Here is a 16,396-nt window from a genome sequence, read left to right as displayed (position 1 = left end):
GGCTTCCCGTTGTGATAGAGATAGGTCTGGTGGTTGCCGCGGGCCGTGAGTTTCAGGCTATCGACGAGGTGGCGCCAGTCGCGGATGACGGTTTCCGGGTCGGCGTCGTCGTCTTTCATTCCCGAGAGGTCGTACATGACGGCGATGGCGCGGCCGTACTTGCGGGAGGCGTCGAGGCACTGGGCGAGTACCTTGTCGTTGTGCTGCAGGGCCTTGCCGCCGCGGGTGCTGCCGATGAAGCGCTGGACGAATACGCCGTCGATGCCGTATTGCTTCATCCACCTGAAGTGCAGGTCGGTAGTGGATGCGTCGTAGCTGCTTGGCAGGTAAGTGGGCTGTCCGTCGGCGGTTGTGAACGGGGTTTTGTAGACCTGCTGGTACTCGCTGACGTCGGGCCAGAGGTCGATCTTGCAGTTGCCGGGGGCGAAGTCGCCGTGTGCGACGTAGTGGTTCCAGCCGCGGCCTGCGCCGTCGTCGGGTGCGTTGAACCAGCCCTGGTAGCCCGCCATGACGAGTCCCTTATACGATGGGTAGGCGGAGGATTGGCTGTGTTTTGACGGATTCTGCGTGGCTTTAACTGATGCGCCGATGGTGCATAGGGTCAGAAGGATGAGCCAGTGGTTTTTCATCATTTTTTAAATTCCTTTTTTGTTATGTCGAGGTAGCGGTTCTGGTAGTCGGTTGCGGGTTCCAGTTGGGAGTCGTCGGCCCAGCTGTTCGAGGAGTCGATGAGGACGAGCCGGGTGCTGTTGTCGGCGTTCATTTTGGCGACGTTGCAGAGTTGTTTGTACATCATGCCGCTGTCGGTGCGGGGGTAGCTGGGGTTCAGGGAGGTCGGGTTGGTGATCAGCCAGTTGTAGGCTGGGCTGATGTTGGGGATGTAGGATACGTGTATGCTGTCGGCGAAGTATTTTTTCGAGTACTCCCAGTTCTGGTCGATGGCCTGGGGCAGGACGTACCACCGGTCCCAGGAGGAAAGCTGTGTGCTGAAGCACTGGTGGTAGATGGCGTCGACGCAGCCGACGTAGCGGAACGGGTAGCGGGCGGGCGGCGTCCAGCGGTCCTGCATGCCCACGAGGTACATCGTGAAGCCTAGCGCGGAGAGGCGGCTGCGGAGGGTATCATAGATGCTCTTGTTGTTATTGGAGAAGAGCAGCTGCGCGTTCTGTATGAGCAGGAGCGTCTTGCCGCCGACCTTCATGTAGTTGGCGTCGTTCATGTAGGGCGCGGTCCTGGTGATGTCGTTGAAGAACTGGTTGAGTGTTGTCGCGTTCTTCTCGAGGGGCGCCGTGTTGGAGATCCCGTAGGAGGTATTGGAGAAATTATACTGCAGGGCGAATTTCATGCCGCCGCTGTTGGCGTTGAGGAAGCCGCGGATGAGCGCGGAGTCCGATTTCCAGTTGTTGGCGTCCTTGTTGGCGCTGCGATAGGAAAAAATAAAATAGTCGATACCCGCCGCGGCCGCCTGGGTGATGTGCTGGCTCATGACATTGGGTGTGAGTACACCGGCGGGCATGGCGTATTTACCCACGACGGGGACCTCGGTGATGTTGGCGTTGAAGGCGCCGAAATTATAGTAGAATGCTCCGACGGTATAGTCCTGAGTGACCGGGATCTCGTTGATCTTGTAGTTCAGAAAATTGTCCGAGGGAGAAGGGCCCGTGCTGTATTTTTTGCAGGCGAAGAGGATAGTGGCCGGGAAGCCGATATATATACTACGTTTCATGTTATTATGGATGATAGGTGAGAGTTACGGTGTACTTGAAGCCGCCGGCTGCGGATGCTGTCTGGAGCGCCTGTATGGTCGTGCCGTACCATTTGCGGAGGTAAGAAAGGTCATAGAAGGCGTTGGGGTTGGTCCAGTTGGGCATAGTGTATGGCGCTGCGAAGTGCAGGGTCTGGTCGGGGTCGTAGTCGTCGGCGCGCGTGACGCCGAGAGATTTCAGCGCGCTTTGGTAGCCGCTGGGGTTGAGGGATTGGATCGACTGTGTGGCTGAGTTGGGATAAGAGCCTCTGCCCGGAATATCCATAAACGTGGGGTGACTGGTGTAGCTGCTGTAGCCGCCAGGGTTGGTATTCGGTGAGAAGGTAAAGAAACGGGTCCGGCGTTCGAGACACCAGGCGTCGAAGCCTTCGTCGAGGAAGTAGGCCATCCAGGTCTGGATCCAGATCTTGTTGATGTCGGTGATAGGTATACTGAAGTTGACAAGGCCGGTGAAGTTGTTGAAGCCGGTGGCAGACGTTCCGAACTTGATGCCGTTGGTAGCCTTGTAGGCTGTGGCTGCGGCTGAGGGGATGCTCCAGTATGCGAAGTTGGCGTCTATGCCTGCGGTATAGTATTGTTCCGGAGTTTTGGAGCCGCCGTAACCGAGAATGGCGGCTTCGGCTTTCATGAACAGGGTCTCTGCGTAGCCCAGCATGGTGATCGGACGCGCGGGGTTGGAGAGGAAGATGGGCATGAGGTTCGAGTAGGCCTTGTTGTTGAGGCCGCCGATAGGGTTGGCGATACCGTTGAGGGTGACCCAGCTGCCGAGGATGCCCTGCGGCGATACCGGTTGTCCCAGGGTAGGGGATGGGGTAAGTGACCACTCTCAGCGAGTCGTCGGCTGTGCTGGTGAGGGTATCGGTGATGATATACCGGTTGGCCAGCGGGACGGAGTCGAAGAACACGGTCATGCGCGGGTCGTTGTAGCTGCGCAGGAAGGCCTGGAAGTTGTCGACCATTTTTGGCGGCGGATTGGTGGCCGTGGGATTGAAGGGATAGATATTATTGGGTTGAACGTAGCGGGTCCAGTTGGGGTTGTAGTTGTTGGTGACGTTCTCGTAGGACATTTTGGCGGCGTCGGATTCTGAGCTGATGGTGGTGGCTTCGTTGGCCATGACGTCCTGGATATTGGCCGTTGCGGTGGCTCCGAGGTTGCGCATGCAGCGCAGGGCGACCTTTAGTCTCAGGGTGTTGGCGAATTTGACCCAGTTGGCGACTGAGCCGCCGGGGTAGACCACGTCGTAGGCGAGCTTGTCGCCGGTCGGCTTGATCCTGCTGGCGGCGTCTTTGAGGTTGGAGAGGATATAAGCATAGGCCGAGTCTTCGCCATCGAAGAGGATACTGGAGAGATAATTCGGATCGTTGGCCTGTGTGATCGGGATGGGGCCGTAGATGCCGGTGAGTATGGAATAGGTGTAGCATTTGAGGATGCGGGCGATCTGGACGCGGTTGTTGTAGGAGGTGTCGCTGCCGTAGTTGATCTCGATCTGTTTCAGATTTTCCGAGGACGCTGACATAGGCAGTTTGCCAGAGGCCGCCGTCGGTGACGTCGTAGCGGGAGCCGGTGGTGACCTGGTTGGAGATGTCCCAGAATTTGGTCGCGTTGTAGTTGACCATCTGGTTGTTGAGGCTGCGGACTACGGATTCGATTGTCGCTTCGGGGCTGACGCTGAGGAACTGGTTGGGGTCGGTATTCTTTTTGTAAAGTTCTTTGTGCAGCCGGCGAGCAGGGCGATCGGTAGTATGTATATATAGATTCGTTTCATTGTTCCGGGTTTTAGAAGTTAACTTTTAAGTCAAAGCCGTAGGTTGCATAGGGGAAGGAGCCGCCGGCCTCGATGCCCTGGGCGTTGCCGGAGTTGTTGGCGGATTCGGGGTCTATGCCTTGTGGCGTGTGTTTTAGCAGGGTCCAGAGATTCCTGCCGACGAAGGCGAGGCGGAGGCCGCGGATCGGTATACGCCCGAACCACTGTTGCGGAAAGGTATAGCCGAAGATGACCTGGCTGAGTTTGATGCTTGTTGCGTCGTAGGTGATGGCCGGGACGTTGTTGAGTACCATATCGGACTCGTAGGTCGTCGGGTTCATCCAGATATTGCTTTTTGTACCGGGAATATAACGGCCATTTTTGTCCGTGGCGAGGGTCCCGTCGGGGTTAGTTTTGGGGAAGTAGGCGTTCGGGTATGCGGCGCCTTTGGGGCGATTGGCGTCTCCGTATGGCGTGACGGTGCTGCCGACCGTCTGGCCGTTGCCCATCTGTTCCTGCGCGTTCTCGCCGAGGACGAGGTTGCTGAAGAGCCAGGCGTCCCTGCCATAGAGGCTGGCCCGGGTCACGCCTGCGAAGTTGGCGCGGCCGTAGGAGGCAGAATAAATTTGACCTTTCCATTTTGCTGTGAATAGTATTGAGAGGTCGAAGCCGCCGTACCGGAATTCCGAGCCGATGGAGCCGATCCAGTCGGGGTGGAAGTTGCCGACGATGACATTGGGATCGACGATGGTCCTGCCGTTTGAGCTGTTGACGAGCACGGTGTCTCCGACCTTGTAGGGGGCGTTGCCGAGCATGGTGCCGTAGGCATAGCCTTTTTAGCGACGACGGTGACGCCGAGGTTGGTGCCGAGGGTCAGCTGGTCGACGCCGGGGGTCAATGATATCACCTTATTCCGGTTCATGGACCAGTTGGCGAGGAGGTTCCGGGGAGAATTTGTTTGTTTTTAGGACTTTGGCGTTGATCGAGAGTTCGATGCCCTGGTTGGTCATCTTGCCTGCGTTGACGACGCGGGAGGTGAAGCCTGTCTCGGGCGAGGTGCTGGCGGTGATGATCTGGTTGGTGGCTGTCGAACGGTATATGGTACCGCTGAAGACGATGCGGTCGTGGAAGAAATTGAGGTCGAGGCCGGCTTCGGTCGAAACGGTTTGTTCCGGTTTGAGACTGGGGTTGTTGAGTCTGGATGTATACGTGATATACGGGGTGCCGAGGAAGAGGACGCTGCCGCCGTAGGTGTTGAGCAGGGCGCCGAAGGGTGCGGAGTTGCCGACCTGGGCGACGGAGCCGCGTAGTTTGCCATAGCTGATGATGCTGTTTTGCGGCAGGAAGCTGGTGAAGACAAAGGACCCCGTGGCGGATGGATAGAAGAAGGAGCAGTTGTTGACCGGGAGGGTCGAGGACCAGTCGTTACGTGCGCTGACGTCGAGGAATAGGAAATCCCGGAAGCCGAGGGTGGCGTTGCCGAAGACGGATTGGGTCTGGGTGGCCCGGCCAGCTGCGGTCACTGCGGGGACGGCGTTGCTGTTGGAGATGCTCGGCATGTTGTGGACCAGCAGGGCGTTGATGGAGGCGCTGCGGATGGAGTTCTTGAAGTTCACGAGCTCGGCGCCGGCGTTGGCGGTGAGGGTGAAGTTGGTCTTTATGCGCCCGTTGTAGGTGAGGATGGCCTGGTAGTCCCAACTGGCCTGGTTCTGATTGTAATTGCTATACGAGCCGTTGGGATTTTTAGGCCGCCGAGTTCCTTATAGATATACGAACTGATGAAGTCCATGTCGCCGGATCCCTGCAGGCGGAGGCTCAGCGGGCGGAGGAGTTGTATGTTGGCGCGGATACCCCCGATAAGGCGGTTGTGGGTGTCTTCGTTGGTATTTTCGTTGATAGCCCACAGTGGGTTCTCGGTGTTGTTGATCGATCCGAGGACGGGGGAATTGCCGACGGAGTTGGCCCATGGCGTGAGGTAGTTGATGTTGGTGCTGCGGGGCATGTAGACGTAGGCTGCCATGGGGCTGGCGGGATCGAGGTTACGCGGAGTACGGTTGGTAGTGGCCTGGTTGGTATACAGGATCCAGGTGTCCATGGTGATGAGGTCGCCGAATTTGCGCGAGGCCGTGAGGCTGAGGTTGTGTTTGCGGATGAGGTTCTGTTTGTCCATCACGTCGTTGCTATACGTATTGGTATAGGAGAGGCGGAAGGCGCCGAGTGCGTCGCCTTTGCTGATGGATAAATTGGATGTATTGGTAATGCTGGTTTTATAGAGTTCGCGGACGTTGAATGGCTGTGGTGAGTAGCCGCCGGGGATGGGGTGGCCGCTGAAGTCATTGTACGGCTGACCGAGCATGGGCATGCCCCAGCTGGTGCCGTTGAAGCCCATATTGACCGTTCCGGTGCCGGGGACGATCTGGTTGCCGTTGGTGATCATGCCGCCGTTGGCGCCTTCGCCGTATTCATTCTGGTAGGCGGGGAATTCGGTGATGGTATTGAACAGGGTATTCTGATTGATGGAGATACCGAGGTTCTTGTCGGCGGGTTTGCCTTTTTTCGTGGTGATGAGTATGGCTCCGTTGGCGGCGCGGGAGCCGTAGAGGGCTGCGGCGTTGGGGCCTTTCAGGACGGTGATCGACTCGATGTCGTCGGGGTTGAGGTCGGCTGCGCCGTTGCCGTAGTCGATATTGCTGTTGGAGGCGTAGCTGCCGGGGGCGTCGCCTGGGTCGTTGTTGATGGGTACGCCGTCGACGACCCAGAGGGGCTGGTTGTTGCCGGTCATGGAGTTCTCGCCGCGGATGACGATGCGGGAGGAGGAGCCGGGTTGTCCGGTGGTGGTGACCTGGAGGCCGGCGACTTTTCCGGCGAGGCCGTTGGTGAGATTGACGTCGCGGGCTTCGGTGAGCTGGTCGACGTTGACGGTTTGGCTGGAATAGCCGATTGACTTTTGTTTTCTTGTCAGGCCGAGGGCGGAGATGACGGTGACGTCGCCGAGTTTGTCCTGGGATTGTGCTAATTCGATGGTTAGTTGGGTGTTGCCCTTTACTGCGAGCTCTTTTGTGGTGAAGCCCACGTGGGAGATGAGGAGGATGGCGTTTTCCGGGTTGTTGACGGTGATGGAGAAGGTACCATCGTCTTTAGTGAGGGTGGAGGCTTTATCGGTTGTTGAGGTGATGGAGGCTCCGGCAAGGGGTTTGCCGTTGTCGTCGGAGACGTGGCCGTGGATGGTGGTTCTTTGGGTTTGGGACTGGGCCCGGGTGGGTAGGGTGGATGTTAACCCGAGGCCGATGAGTGCCGGGTAAATGACTAGCAGTGGCAAGGCAAATCGCATAATCGTTAAGTTTTGGAGTGATGAAACGGGGTGTTGTTTTGACCCGATCAATTATGCGGTGAAAGTATCCGGGGGAGAATAAAAAATGATTAATAAAGTATTAAGGAGCGGGTTTGGGGAGGATTTTTTGGAATTAAGGGGGTTGTTAGGGGGAAATTAGGGGTGGGTGCCGGGGTCGGGCCAGGATTCGACGACTTGCTGGAAGTCACGGCCGAAGTCTTCGCCGTAGATGGTTTTGTACTGGCGGGTGAAGGTGTCGAAGGCGGTTTTGGCGAGGGAGTGTTTGCCCATGGTGGCGAGGGCCTTGCATTTGATGGCGATGGCTTCTTCGTTGACGGCGTCGAAGTAGGAGATGTAGTTGGCCAGGCGGACGAGGAAGTCGGGGTCGTCCTTGATGGGGACGGTGCGGGCGAAGTGGAGGTAGGTGTCGATGATCTCGTTGGAGGTGTCGGACTTGTATTCGTCGAGCCACTCGAATTCGATGTTGCTGAGGAATGAGCCGCGGCGGGTGATGTCGGCGAGCTCGTTGATCTTTTGTTTGCTCAGTTGGCGTCTGTCCTTGACTATGGCCGTGTAGGACTGGTAGTCGAGGTGGGTGGTGGAGGGGTCGAGGTCGATCTTCCAGTAGCCGGTGTCTTTGGAGAGCTGGACGTTGCCGAGGCGGTCGAGCAGGGCTTTGAGCTTTGCTATATTGACAGACCGGTTGTTACGGGCGGCGGCGGTGGATTTGTCGGACCAGAGGATCTCGGTGAGTTTGTCCGAGCTGACGCCGGTGCCTTTGCGGACGGAATACAATAATATTAATAAGAAGAGTTCGCGGATCAGGGGGTGAACTGGCGGGTGATGTCGACGCCGTCCTTGTCGAAGATCTGCATCTCGCCGAAGAGGTAGATGTGGTTGATTGGGGGAGAGGGTGGTTCGTTCGTGGGTATGGGTTGGGGGGATATGGGTTCGGTTGGGGGTGGTGGTGCTGTTGCGGCGGAGGTTTGCGGTTGCGTGGAGCCGGTTGCGGCCAGCGGGGCTTTTGTTTTTCGACGGATGGTGGTGGCCGCGATGATTAGGCCGACGAATAGTGTACCAAGGACATATTTGAGCCAACCTGATTGTTTTGGGGCGGGGGTAGCCGGATAGGGGGTTTCCGCGGTGACGGGGGGCCGGATAGTGAATAGATATGAACACGGGTTCTTTTCAGCGTATCGATCAGCAGGGTGACGGCGAGAAATTTGTCGGATGACGGAGCGAAGAAAAGGTCAGACGCCGAGGTCACGTCGTGGAAGGAATACGGTATCGTATCGCCGACGAGTTGGTATGCGGGTCCGTCGAGGGGGCCTTTGATCAGCTGGAGCTGGCTGGCATAGCGGGAGTTGGGAAATATGAGGCCGTAGTAGTTGCGGGTATGGGGTTCGAGGACGAGGGAGTTGGCGAAGGCGAAGTCTCTGCCGCCGGGTTTTATGTCGAATAATTTTTGAACTTCTTCCGCCTGACGTCGAATACCATCATATCGTAGATGTTCTGCGGATTGAGGATCTGCTGGCCTGTCTGGCTGCCATAACCGCCGATGATATATGCCGAGTCGGCGCCGGGTGTGGGGGCGAGTGCATAAAGGTAGCGGGGAACGAGGTGGTCGCCGTTGGATGTGATCGTGTCCCACTGGTGGGTCGGCAGATGATAACGAAAAATGACGTTCCGGTACTGAAAGTGTCCATAGCCGCCGATGAGATAGATCGATGTATCTCCGGCGGAGAAGAATTTATTGAAATGCCAGAAGTCTGTGACGGGCCCCTGTTTGTGTGCCTGGTCCCATTGCGCGTTTTTGAAATCAAAGGCTGTCACGAGTTGGTGGTCGATGTATATATTATATAGAGTTGACGTAGACGGCGCATAGAGGGATTGGTTGCCGCGGAGCAGGGGCTGCGGGCCGTTGGCATAGCGAATACCGGAGAGTTGGCCGGATGACACCGACCAGATGAGGAGGGAGTCGCCGTCCGCGATGTATAGCTGTTCGGTCTGGGGATTGAAGGCTACGCTGGCATACCCGTCGAGAAGCAGGTCCTGCTCTTGCCGCCAGGAATAGTGTTCGTCGCGAATCCAGATGGGGTTGACGGCCTTGCCGTCGGCGCCGGACACCAACTCGTGTACGGTGAGGCTGTCGCGTTCGTCGAGGGGCCAGTTATACTGCAGCTTGCCGCCGCGGGTGATCTGCAGGTTGCGGATTTTCATCGGAGGGACGTCGGTGACCTGAAATTGCTTGTATTGGTTGGTGCCGAAGAAGAGTTTCAGGCAACTGCTGGGAGAGAGGCCGACCTTTTCCTGGACGAATGAGGTGCTGTCGTTGCGGAAGATGATGCGGTCGGCGGCGGGGTCGAAGGTAATGCGGAATTTGTTCCATATGCGGAACATGCTGTTGCTGTCGAGGTCGAATGCGATATGGGTGAGGTCATCTCCGAGGACCATTTTAAAGCGCCGGTGCAGATTGGAGCGTTCGTCGTAGATGAAGTCGATGTTTTTTTTGTCGTCGTTGATCATCCGGAATATATAGCCGAAGTATTCGTGGTGTCCGGGGAGGAAGCTGAGTTCGAAGGAGAGGGTAAAGCTGTCTTTGGGACACCATGGGGTATTTGGGAAGAGGTCGAGGGAGGTACGGCGGTCCTGTACTTCGGTATGGCTGTGGAAGCCGAGGCCGTAGGATTGCGCGGAGGCGGTGCAGGAGATCAGTAAGAGTAAATAGAGCAAGCCTCGAGCGGTAGTCGTCATAGCAGGTTCGCCATTTTTGGTATTTGGTGCTGGACTACGTGCAATTTAGGAGATTAATTAGATATCCGGTAATTTTGGAGATGGTTACGTTGTTGCTGATCGTCGTGAGTTTCGTAGCGACGCTGGTGCGTTCTACGTTCGGGTTTGGTGAATCGTTGGTGGCGGTACCGCTGTTCGCGTTGTTTGTTCCGTTGCGGGTGGCGGTGCCTTTGTCGGTGCTTATGTCGGTGTTTGTCGCTCTTGTGGTGGTGATACAGGACCACCGTCATATTGAAATTTATAGTGCGAAGTGGCTGATCCTTTATGCTTTTCTGGGGATACCCGTCGGGCTGGTGGTGTTGAGTTATGGGAATGAGTACTGGGTCAAGATCGGTCTGGGGATACTGATAGTTCTTTATAGTGGTTATTCGATACTGTTGAAGGGGCGGCTGGCGTTGAGGGGGATAGCCGACTGGTTTTGTTTGTGTGCGGGTTTTTGTCGGGGGTGCTGGGGGGGCGTATGGGGTGAACGGACCTCCGCTGGCAGTGTATGGCAATTTGAAGGGGTGGAGTCCGAAGCATTTTCGGGCGACGCTGCAGGCGTATTTTTTGCCGGCGAGTCTTTTTGGTGTTATAGGTTATGGGGTGAAGGGGTTGTTGGGGTGGACGGTGTTGGGGGATTTTTTAGTCGTTTTGCCGGCGGTGGTGCCGGCGATTTTTTTGGGGAGGTATTTTAATCATCGGCTTCGTGGGGAGCGATTTTTTGGATATGTGTATTGGGGGTTGGTTGGGATTGGGGTGTTGTTGGTGGTGTTGACGGTAATGGGGGTGAAGGGGTGACGGGACGGCGTGGGGGGGACGGTGTGCCCCCCGGAGGAGAAAGATTGGGCCCCAGGATTTAGAGGGTGGTTTTTGCCTGGATTTGCTAATAAAGTTAGTTTTTGCTAATTTTGCTGATATGAATTTGTTTGAGGACGTAGCCCTTTTTGATGAGGGGACGAAGCGATTTACGGATTTTCAGCTGCCGGGGACTGATCTGAGGCTGTGGGAGCAGTTCTTTTCGAAGGCCGACTCGGATGGTTATTTCAGGGTGCTGAGGGAGGATACGCCGTGGCGGCAGCGTGAGCGGAAGATGTACGACAAGATGGTTTTGGACCCGCGGCTGACGGCCTGGTATGGCGGGTCGAACGGACTGGAGTGGACGGCTCCGTTGCTGGAGATAAAGGATGTTGTGGAGAAGGAGTGCGGTGTTGTTTTTAACCGGGTATTGCTCAATTATTACAGGGACGGGAATGATTCGGTATCGTGGCATAGTGATACGCTGCCCGCCGATGGGAAGCATCGTGCTATTGCGTCGGTAACGTTTGGGGACACCCGACTTTTCAAGATAAGGCATAAGTCGAGGAAGGATGTGGGGCAGTTGAGTATTCCGCTGACGCACGGGAGTTTTTTACTGATGGGAGAGACGATGCAGGATCTGTATGAGCATCATGTTCCAAAGACGTCGAGGGGTGTGGGGCCGAGGATCAATTTGACTTTTAGGATTTTGGCGGGGGAGGAGTGAGTAGTTCTCGCGGACGCGACGATCAATCTGTCGGCGGATATGGTGATGCCCCAGATAGTTGATGACCGGGGATAAGGTTTATACAGGAGGCCCGGGGTTTTTGCTGTCTCAGGCTTTTTTAGTTGTGCCGGGGACCACCAGTTGCCGGAATCGTCTTTGAAAAGGGCTTCGGTCCCGTAAAATTCTTCTTTGGGTGGTTTGGTGAATTCGACGCCTTTGGCTTTTAGTTCCTCGTATGTTGCGTAGACGTTGTTGCAGGTGAGGACGCCAACGCCGAAGGTGCCGCTGCTGATGAGCTCTCTAAGGGCTTCCGCGGATGCCTTTGTGTGGCCGAAGCCTGCTACGACGGGTGTGAGGTTGATCTCGAGTCCGGGGTTGCCGGGAGGGGTAACTGTCAGCCAGCGGTGGCCGTTGCCCATGGGGACGTCGGTGACGATGGTGAAGCCGAGTTTGTTGGTATAGAAGTCGCAGGCTCTGGCCTGGTCGAGGACGTTGATGTTGAAGTGGGTGACGCTTGTGATCATATAGTTGTTTTAGCTGTTGAACTGGCGCAGGTGGTGGTCTGCGTGTTTGTAAGACATATACCCCAGCTGTTCCCTTGTCATTTTACCAAAGAAAGGGTGGATGATGTAAGTATCCACGGGGACGGCGTATTCTTCGAGCAGTTGGATCCATTTTGTTTTTTCGCTGTCGATATTGCTGTGGCAGGTGACGAGTATTTCCGGGGCAGTGGGTGTGCCTTGCGTGAGGGGTCTTTCGTCCTTTAGTATTGCCCGCAGCCCGAGCTGTCCAAAGATACGGCCTATAAAGACGCGTTTGGCCGGCAGTCTTCCCAGCGCCATTTCTTCCCATAGGCGGCAGTGTTTGAGCATCTGGTCTACGGACATTTTTCCCCATTGCGAGGGGCTATTTGGATCGAGTTGGACAATGCGGGCGATGATGTCGGTCCTTGTTATTTTGTCGGCAACAGTCTGCATGCTGATTCTTTTTTGTAAAGAAAGGCCGAAACGGGAAACGGGATTTCTCGAAAATTGCTGTTTTTTCATCCGGGCATAATTATCTTAAAATGGTCGGATGGAACCTCGCGGGTTTCAGATGATGCCGTATTTGTGGGCGAAACAGGCCGGGATGAAGCTGAGGGGTGAATCTTTCATGCGGCTTCTGGCCAGGCGGTGTTTTCTTAGATATTCGGATGGGGTTGAGCCTTCGAGCCTTTTGAAAAGAGCGCTGAAGGAGCCGAGGCTTTCGAAGCCTACGGCGTGGCAGACCTGGGCGACCCGCGCGCCAGTCGCGAAGAGTTGTTTGGCCTTTGCGATGCGCACCTGCATCAGGTATTGGTGGGGTGTTTTGCCGTAGGTCTCCTTGAATTGGCGGATGAAGTGGAACTGGGAGGAGTAGGCTGCGCCGGCGATGTCGTTGACCTCGAGGGGCCTGGCGTAGTGGGCGTCGATATATAGTTTCGCCTGGACGATCCTCCGGTAGATAAATATATTGGGATAGAGTTCCTCCGACATATAACTAAGATAAGAAAAAACCGCCTGTCTGGTGTGTTTTTATCTCTTCCTGATGATACGGCGCCGCACTATTCATACGAATTCCGCCAGGATGGTTGATGCATGTGTTTTGTTTTTTGTTATGGAGGTACGAGGCATAAGGGCGCCCTCTGGTTTCAGATAGAGGGTCAGACAGAGAGTGATGATGAGGAATCCCAGGTATGGCAGCCAGAAGGAAATTATCGTAGCGGTGATGAAGGCGCCGATGGTTGTTACGGACCGCAGGTGTACCAACTGGCGCGTTCTTTCCGAAGCGGTGGTTCCGCTGTATTTGCACAGTGTCTGGTAAATGAGCGCCAGATAAGTGAGATTGACGAGCAAAAAAACGAATGCATACATGGCGACGGGGAGGGGGGCGAGCCGGGTTTCGGCCATCCACGACGTCAGGAACGGGATCAGTCCTACAGCGAACATATGACCGAAATTGGCCCAGATGAGTCCGGGTGTAACCGAATGCATGTGTTTTGACAGGAAGTGGTGGTTTGTCCATACGATCGCGATGAACAGATAGCTTACCAGGTAGCTGATCCAGGTGGGCCATTGCTGGGCGAGGGCCGCGAATGTCGGCGCTTCGGGCTTTTTCAGGTCGAGGATCATAATGGTGATGATGATGGCGAAAATGCCGTCGGAGAAGGCATTGACCCTTTCCGGGCCGGATTCTTTTGCGGAGCCTGCTGTCATTCCCATGTCGTTGGTATGCATTTCGTTTTTCATGTGCCCGTGTTTTTGTTTTTAGGATTATTCCGGGAGGGTAGAGAGGAATTTCAGGATCTCTTCACCGATCTCGCGGACGTGTGTTTCGAGGGCGAAGTGGCCGGTGTCAAAGAATTTGACGGTGGCTTTGGGCAGGTCTTTTTAAATGCTTCTGCTCCGGGGGTATGAAGAACGGGTCTTTGTTGCCCCAGACGGCGAGGAAGGGTGGTTGGTTTTTTTGAAGTAGTCGTGGAATTTGGGATAGAGGGCTACGTTGCTGGCGTAGTCTCCGAACAGGTCGAGCTGCAGTTCGACGTTGTCGCCGCGGTCGAGGAAGAACTGGTCCAGGTGTGTAGGATTCGGGCGCGACGAAGGATGGGTCGGCGACGCCGTGGGTGTACTGCCATTTTGTGGCGTCGGGGGTTGTGAAGGCGCGAAGGTTGTTGCGGTTCTCTTCTGTGGGATCGGACCAGTATTTCTGGATCGGGTTCCAGCCTTCGCTGAGGCCTTCGACGTAGGCGTTACCGTTCTGTGAGATGATGCCGGTGATCTTTTCCGGGTTGGCCATGGCGAGGCGGAAGCCTACCGGTGCGCCGTAGTCGAATACCTGGATGGCGAATTTTTTGAGACCGAGCTGGTCGACCAGGCCCTGGACGTATTTGGTCAGGTTGTCGAAGGTATACTTGAATGTTTTGTGGTGTGGTGCGTCGGAGAAGCCGAAGCCGATAAGGTCGGGCGCGATGACGTGGTAGTTATTATTTAAGATGGGTATCAGCTGCCGGTACATATGTGATGACGTGGGGTAGCCGTGGAGGAGAAGGATGGTGGGCGCGTTTTTTGGGCCCGATTCTCTGTAGAAGACGTTGAGGTCGTGGACTTTTGTTGTTCTGTAATTGACTGTTTGAGTGTTCATTTTTCTGAGTTTTACTTTATTGACAATGATTTGGCTGGGTGTTCGGGGTGAAGTCGAAACAGACCGACTTGTTTTCTGTTGGGTAAAATTTTTAGAGCAGTTTGCTGATGGTGTTTTTTGCGGATTGGATCGGCCAGGTATCGTGGTGGGTCTTGTGTCCGATGAGTGCGCCTTCGAAGAGGATATAGATCTCGTCGGCGAGTTGTTCCTGGTGGATGGGTTTGAGGATTTGGGCGAACAGGGTTCTTACGTTGTCCTTTTGTTTTTTGATCTCTATGCGGGCTCTTTCTTCTCCTTCGGGCATTTCGTAGACGAGGTTGAGGAAATGACAGCCGTGAAATTCGGGTTGGGTTGTCCTTTCCTGGAGGTAGTCGAATATGGCGAGGAGTTTATCTTTTGGGTTGGTGGCGGTGGAGGCGGCGTTGGTGAGGGCCGATATATTTGCTGACCCGGTCGTGTCGAGGTAGGTCATCAACAGGTCTTCTTTTGAGCGGAAGCGTTGGTATAGGGTGGATTTGGCAACGCCGGCTTCTTCGATGATCTGGTTGATGCCGGTGTTGGAATAGCCTTGTTTGTAGAACAGGCGGGCGGCTGTTTTTACGATGGCGTCTCTGGCTGTGGGCTTTTTCATGAGTCAAAGCTAGGGGAGTTTGATAAAACAGACAAGTTTGTTTTGTGTTTTTGTTGAAAATTTTTGTTGGTGAGGGGTTGGATGAATGTAAGGGGTTGGTTTTGTGGGAGTTTGGGATTGCGGAGTTTTGGGGGAGGGGCTGGCAGTTGTTGAGGAGAGGGCTGGCGGTGAAAACAAAAACCCGCGGGTCTGGCGGGTTGATGTTGTCATCAGAGCTTTGGGTTTAGAGGGTATTCAGAGCCTTGGGTTTAGGGTCGATCAGGAACCTTAGGTTTAGTAATATTCAGGGTTTGTGATGAATCAGCGTTTTAACTGGATATTGGATTTGGTACGACTGTGTTTCTGGTGTAAAGATGCCGCGGTTTTGAGGGGTATCAAAGGTTTTGGGAGCGGTTTGTGCGTCTATCATTAATAAACTCACGGGATGATAGGGAGAAGTACCTATAATTGGTTTGTCGAGGTCAAGAAGGAAAAAGTATTATCTTGTTTTAATATTGAAAAATGATGAAAAGGGTAATTATGATTGTGGCGCTTGCGGCATCGTTTGGTGTCGGTTTCGCTTTTAAGGGCGTTTGGACGGAGACAACTAAAACCAAAATAAAAAATGAAACGAGTTACAGGTATCGGCGGCATTTTTTTAAATGTCAGGACCCCGAAAAAGTAAGGGATTGGTATAAGACCCATCTTGGTCTGGACATGAGTCCGTATGGATCGAAGTTTGACTGGAGGGAGGATGGGGACTCGACGAAGAAGGGTTATACGTTATGGACCCCCTTCCCTGACAAGACAAAATATTTTGATCCGTCGGGGAAAGACTTTATGATCAATTACCGGGTGGAAAACATCGAGGCCCTCGTTGAAGAGTTGAAGAAGGAGGGGGTCACGGTGCTGGATAAAATCGAAGCGTATGAGTACGGGAAGTTTGTTCATATCGTAGACCTGGAGGGGAACAAGATCGAATTGTTTGAGCCGGCGGCGGAGAAGTAGATGCGGGCATGGGTGGCCGGTAGAGGAATGGTGGACCGGAAAAGCGAAGAGTGATATTATTTAAGGGGAGAAATTGAAAGAGCCCGCCGATCAGCGGGCTAATTCGTGTTTGGGATTGGGGGTGCGATAACTTTTGTGTTTAAGAGTGCGACAGCGTTGGGTTTAGGGTTGCGGCAGGTGTTCGGGGCCGGCTTGTGGTACAGGGTTCAGATAGCGGCAGAGGGATCAGATAGCGGCAGAGGGATCAGGGGTTCGGGTAGGGGTTAGTGTTCAGGGTGTAGAGGCTCGTGTACCGGGTTCAGGGGTTAGCTGGATATTGGATGACAGAGTTTGGGGCGGCCTGGGATATTGGATGGTTGAGTTTGGGGTGGCCCTGGATATTGGATCGGTTATTGGGATTAGCAACGGCTGCTTGACGATGTAAAGATGCATCGGATTGGGGCGGCGGCCCAAATAATTGATGTGGTTTGTCCTTCTTTTA

Annotated in this window: 19 protein-coding genes and 2 pseudogenes; 6 read left to right on the top strand and 15 right to left on the bottom strand. The window is 54.8% G+C overall.

Features of this window, described 5'->3' with window-relative positions; translation table 11 throughout:
- Positions 1–11: 11 nt before the first annotated feature.
- Positions 12–557, top strand: a complete 546-nt coding sequence (locus ACQ86N_RS30745; RefSeq protein ID WP_431210373.1) for a hypothetical protein — start codon at positions 12–14, stop codon at positions 555–557.
- A 71-nt stretch (positions 558–628) separates the two neighbouring features.
- Here ACQ86N_RS30745 and ACQ86N_RS30740 read toward each other — a convergent pair whose 3' ends face one another.
- The 8 genes and pseudogenes from ACQ86N_RS30740 to ACQ86N_RS30705 form a co-directional block, all read right to left on the bottom strand.
- Positions 629–1,726: a glycoside hydrolase family 99-like domain-containing protein gene (locus tag ACQ86N_RS30740; RefSeq protein WP_431210372.1), complete on the bottom strand. Its 1,098-nt coding sequence runs from the start codon at positions 1,724–1,726 to the stop codon at positions 629–631.
- A gap of 4 nt (positions 1,727–1,730) precedes the next feature.
- A complete protein-coding gene (locus ACQ86N_RS30735; protein WP_431218012.1) occupies positions 1,731–1,871 on the bottom strand; it encodes a hypothetical protein in 141 nt (46 codons plus the stop codon).
- Between the two features lie 123 nt (positions 1,872–1,994).
- Positions 1,995–2,459 (bottom strand): annotated as a pseudogene (locus ACQ86N_RS30730) (SusD/RagB family nutrient-binding outer membrane lipoprotein); the annotation flags it as partial.
- A 205-nt stretch (positions 2,460–2,664) separates the two neighbouring features.
- Positions 2,665–3,282 (bottom strand): annotated as a pseudogene (locus ACQ86N_RS30725) (SusD/RagB family nutrient-binding outer membrane lipoprotein); the annotation flags it as partial.
- Between the two features lie 260 nt (positions 3,283–3,542).
- Complete coding sequence (locus tag ACQ86N_RS30720) at positions 3,543–4,325, bottom strand: hypothetical protein (RefSeq protein WP_431210371.1); 783 nt, start codon at positions 4,323–4,325, stop codon at positions 3,543–3,545.
- Between the two features lie 93 nt (positions 4,326–4,418).
- Positions 4,419–5,192, bottom strand: coding sequence for a TonB-dependent receptor domain-containing protein (locus ACQ86N_RS30715; protein WP_431217665.1), 774 nt, complete (start codon positions 5,190–5,192; stop codon positions 4,419–4,421).
- A complete protein-coding gene (locus ACQ86N_RS30710; protein ID WP_431210370.1) occupies positions 5,168–6,841 on the bottom strand; it encodes a TonB-dependent receptor plug domain-containing protein in 1,674 nt (557 codons plus the stop codon). Before ACQ86N_RS30710 ends, ACQ86N_RS30715 begins: the two co-directional genes overlap by 25 nt.
- A gap of 156 nt (positions 6,842–6,997) precedes the next feature.
- Positions 6,998–7,939, bottom strand: a complete 942-nt coding sequence (locus ACQ86N_RS30705) for a hypothetical protein (protein ID WP_431210369.1) — start codon at positions 7,937–7,939, stop codon at positions 6,998–7,000.
- Between the two features lie 172 nt (positions 7,940–8,111).
- On the opposite strand from ACQ86N_RS30705, the gene ACQ86N_RS30700 reads away from it, so the two are divergent.
- Entirely contained in the window at positions 8,112–8,303 is a 192-nt protein-coding gene (locus tag ACQ86N_RS30700; protein ID WP_431210368.1) for a hypothetical protein, read from the top strand.
- On the opposite strand, the gene ACQ86N_RS30695 is transcribed toward ACQ86N_RS30700, so the two are convergent.
- Complete coding sequence (locus ACQ86N_RS30695; protein ID WP_431210367.1) at positions 8,291–9,574, bottom strand: Kelch repeat-containing protein; 1,284 nt, start codon at positions 9,572–9,574, stop codon at positions 8,291–8,293. The two genes, ACQ86N_RS30700 and ACQ86N_RS30695, sit on opposite strands and share 13 nt — an antisense overlap.
- A gap of 101 nt (positions 9,575–9,675) precedes the next feature.
- Between ACQ86N_RS30695 and ACQ86N_RS30690 the strand changes: the two genes are divergently transcribed.
- From ACQ86N_RS30690 to ACQ86N_RS30680, 3 genes are all read left to right on the top strand, one after another.
- Positions 9,676–10,311: a TSUP family transporter gene (locus ACQ86N_RS30690; protein WP_431217664.1), complete on the top strand. Its 636-nt coding sequence runs from the start codon at positions 9,676–9,678 to the stop codon at positions 10,309–10,311.
- Entirely contained in the window at positions 10,220–10,414 is a 195-nt protein-coding gene (locus ACQ86N_RS30685; RefSeq protein ID WP_431210366.1) for a hypothetical protein, read from the top strand. Before ACQ86N_RS30690 ends, ACQ86N_RS30685 begins: the two co-directional genes overlap by 92 nt.
- A 118-nt stretch (positions 10,415–10,532) precedes the next feature.
- Entirely contained in the window at positions 10,533–11,138 is a 606-nt protein-coding gene (locus ACQ86N_RS30680) for an alpha-ketoglutarate-dependent dioxygenase AlkB family protein (RefSeq protein WP_431210365.1), read from the top strand.
- On the opposite strand, the gene ACQ86N_RS30675 is transcribed toward ACQ86N_RS30680, so the two are convergent.
- The 6 genes from ACQ86N_RS30675 to ACQ86N_RS30650 form a co-directional block, all read right to left on the bottom strand.
- Positions 11,063–11,662, bottom strand: a complete 600-nt coding sequence (locus tag ACQ86N_RS30675; protein WP_431210364.1) for a VOC family protein — start codon at positions 11,660–11,662, stop codon at positions 11,063–11,065. The genes ACQ86N_RS30680 and ACQ86N_RS30675 overlap by 76 nt on opposite strands.
- Positions 11,663–11,671: 9 nt before the next feature.
- Positions 11,672–12,115, bottom strand: coding sequence for a DUF1569 domain-containing protein (locus ACQ86N_RS30670; protein ID WP_431210363.1), 444 nt, complete (start codon positions 12,113–12,115; stop codon positions 11,672–11,674).
- Positions 12,116–12,229: 114 nt separating this feature from the next.
- A complete protein-coding gene (locus tag ACQ86N_RS30665) occupies positions 12,230–12,652 on the bottom strand; it encodes a helix-turn-helix domain-containing protein (protein WP_431210362.1) in 423 nt (140 codons plus the stop codon).
- 72 nt (positions 12,653–12,724) lie between these two features.
- Positions 12,725–13,405, bottom strand: a complete 681-nt coding sequence (locus ACQ86N_RS30660) for a TMEM175 family protein (protein ID WP_431210361.1) — start codon at positions 13,403–13,405, stop codon at positions 12,725–12,727.
- A 106-nt stretch (positions 13,406–13,511) separates the two neighbouring features.
- The gene (locus ACQ86N_RS30655; protein WP_431210360.1) at positions 13,512–14,297 is read right to left on the bottom strand and encodes an alpha/beta hydrolase; all 786 of its coding nucleotides are present in this window, start codon (positions 14,295–14,297) and stop codon (positions 13,512–13,514) included.
- Positions 14,298–14,388: 91 nt separating this feature from the next.
- A complete protein-coding gene (locus ACQ86N_RS30650; protein ID WP_431210359.1) occupies positions 14,389–14,928 on the bottom strand; it encodes a TetR/AcrR family transcriptional regulator in 540 nt (179 codons plus the stop codon).
- Positions 14,929–15,429: 501 nt separating this feature from the next.
- Here ACQ86N_RS30650 and ACQ86N_RS30645 point away from each other — a divergent pair.
- Complete coding sequence (locus ACQ86N_RS30645) at positions 15,430–15,915, top strand: VOC family protein (RefSeq protein ID WP_431210358.1); 486 nt, start codon at positions 15,430–15,432, stop codon at positions 15,913–15,915.
- Positions 15,916–16,396: the final 481 nt, after the last annotated feature.

Origin of the sequence: Puia sp. P3, assembly GCF_050632245.1 — a bacterium.
Classification (GTDB): Bacteria; Bacteroidota; Bacteroidia; order Chitinophagales; family Chitinophagaceae; genus Puia.
Note: the sequence above shows the minus strand (reverse complement) of the source record. Positions and strands in the feature narration are given on the sequence as shown.

Coding starts and splice junctions, on each gene's coding strand:
- ACQ86N_RS30720 (WP_431210371.1), bottom strand. CDS start 4,325: ATGCTCGGCAACGCCCCCTACAAGGTCGGAGACACCGTGCTCGTCAAC.
- ACQ86N_RS30665 (WP_431210362.1), bottom strand. CDS start 12,652: ATGTCGGAGGAACTCTATCCCAATATATTTATCTACCGGAGGATCGTC.
- ACQ86N_RS30675 (WP_431210364.1), bottom strand. CDS start 11,662: ATGATCACAAGCGTCACCCACTTCAACATCAACGTCCTCGACCAGGCC.
- ACQ86N_RS30645 (WP_431210358.1), top strand. CDS start 15,430: ATGATGAAAAGGGTAATTATGATTGTGGCGCTTGCGGCATCGTTTGGT.
- ACQ86N_RS30660 (WP_431210361.1), bottom strand. CDS start 13,405: ATGAAAAACGAAATGCATACCAACGACATGGGAATGACAGCAGGCTCC.
- ACQ86N_RS30670 (WP_431210363.1), bottom strand. CDS start 12,115: ATGCAGACTGTTGCCGACAAAATAACAAGGACCGACATCATCGCCCGC.
- ACQ86N_RS30680 (WP_431210365.1), top strand. CDS start 10,533: ATGAATTTGTTTGAGGACGTAGCCCTTTTTGATGAGGGGACGAAGCGA.
- ACQ86N_RS30655 (WP_431210360.1), bottom strand. CDS start 14,297: ATGAACACTCAAACAGTCAATTACAGAACAACAAAAGTCCACGACCTC.
- ACQ86N_RS30690 (WP_431217664.1), top strand. CDS start 9,676: ATGGTTACGTTGTTGCTGATCGTCGTGAGTTTCGTAGCGACGCTGGTG.
- ACQ86N_RS30740 (WP_431210372.1), bottom strand. CDS start 1,726: ATGAAACGTAGTATATATATCGGCTTCCCGGCCACTATCCTCTTCGCC.
- ACQ86N_RS30735 (WP_431218012.1), bottom strand. CDS start 1,871: ATGCCCAACTGGACCAACCCCAACGCCTTCTATGACCTTTCTTACCTC.
- ACQ86N_RS30710 (WP_431210370.1), bottom strand. CDS start 6,841: ATGCGATTTGCCTTGCCACTGCTAGTCATTTACCCGGCACTCATCGGC.
- ACQ86N_RS30650 (WP_431210359.1), bottom strand. CDS start 14,928: ATGAAAAAGCCCACAGCCAGAGACGCCATCGTAAAAACAGCCGCCCGC.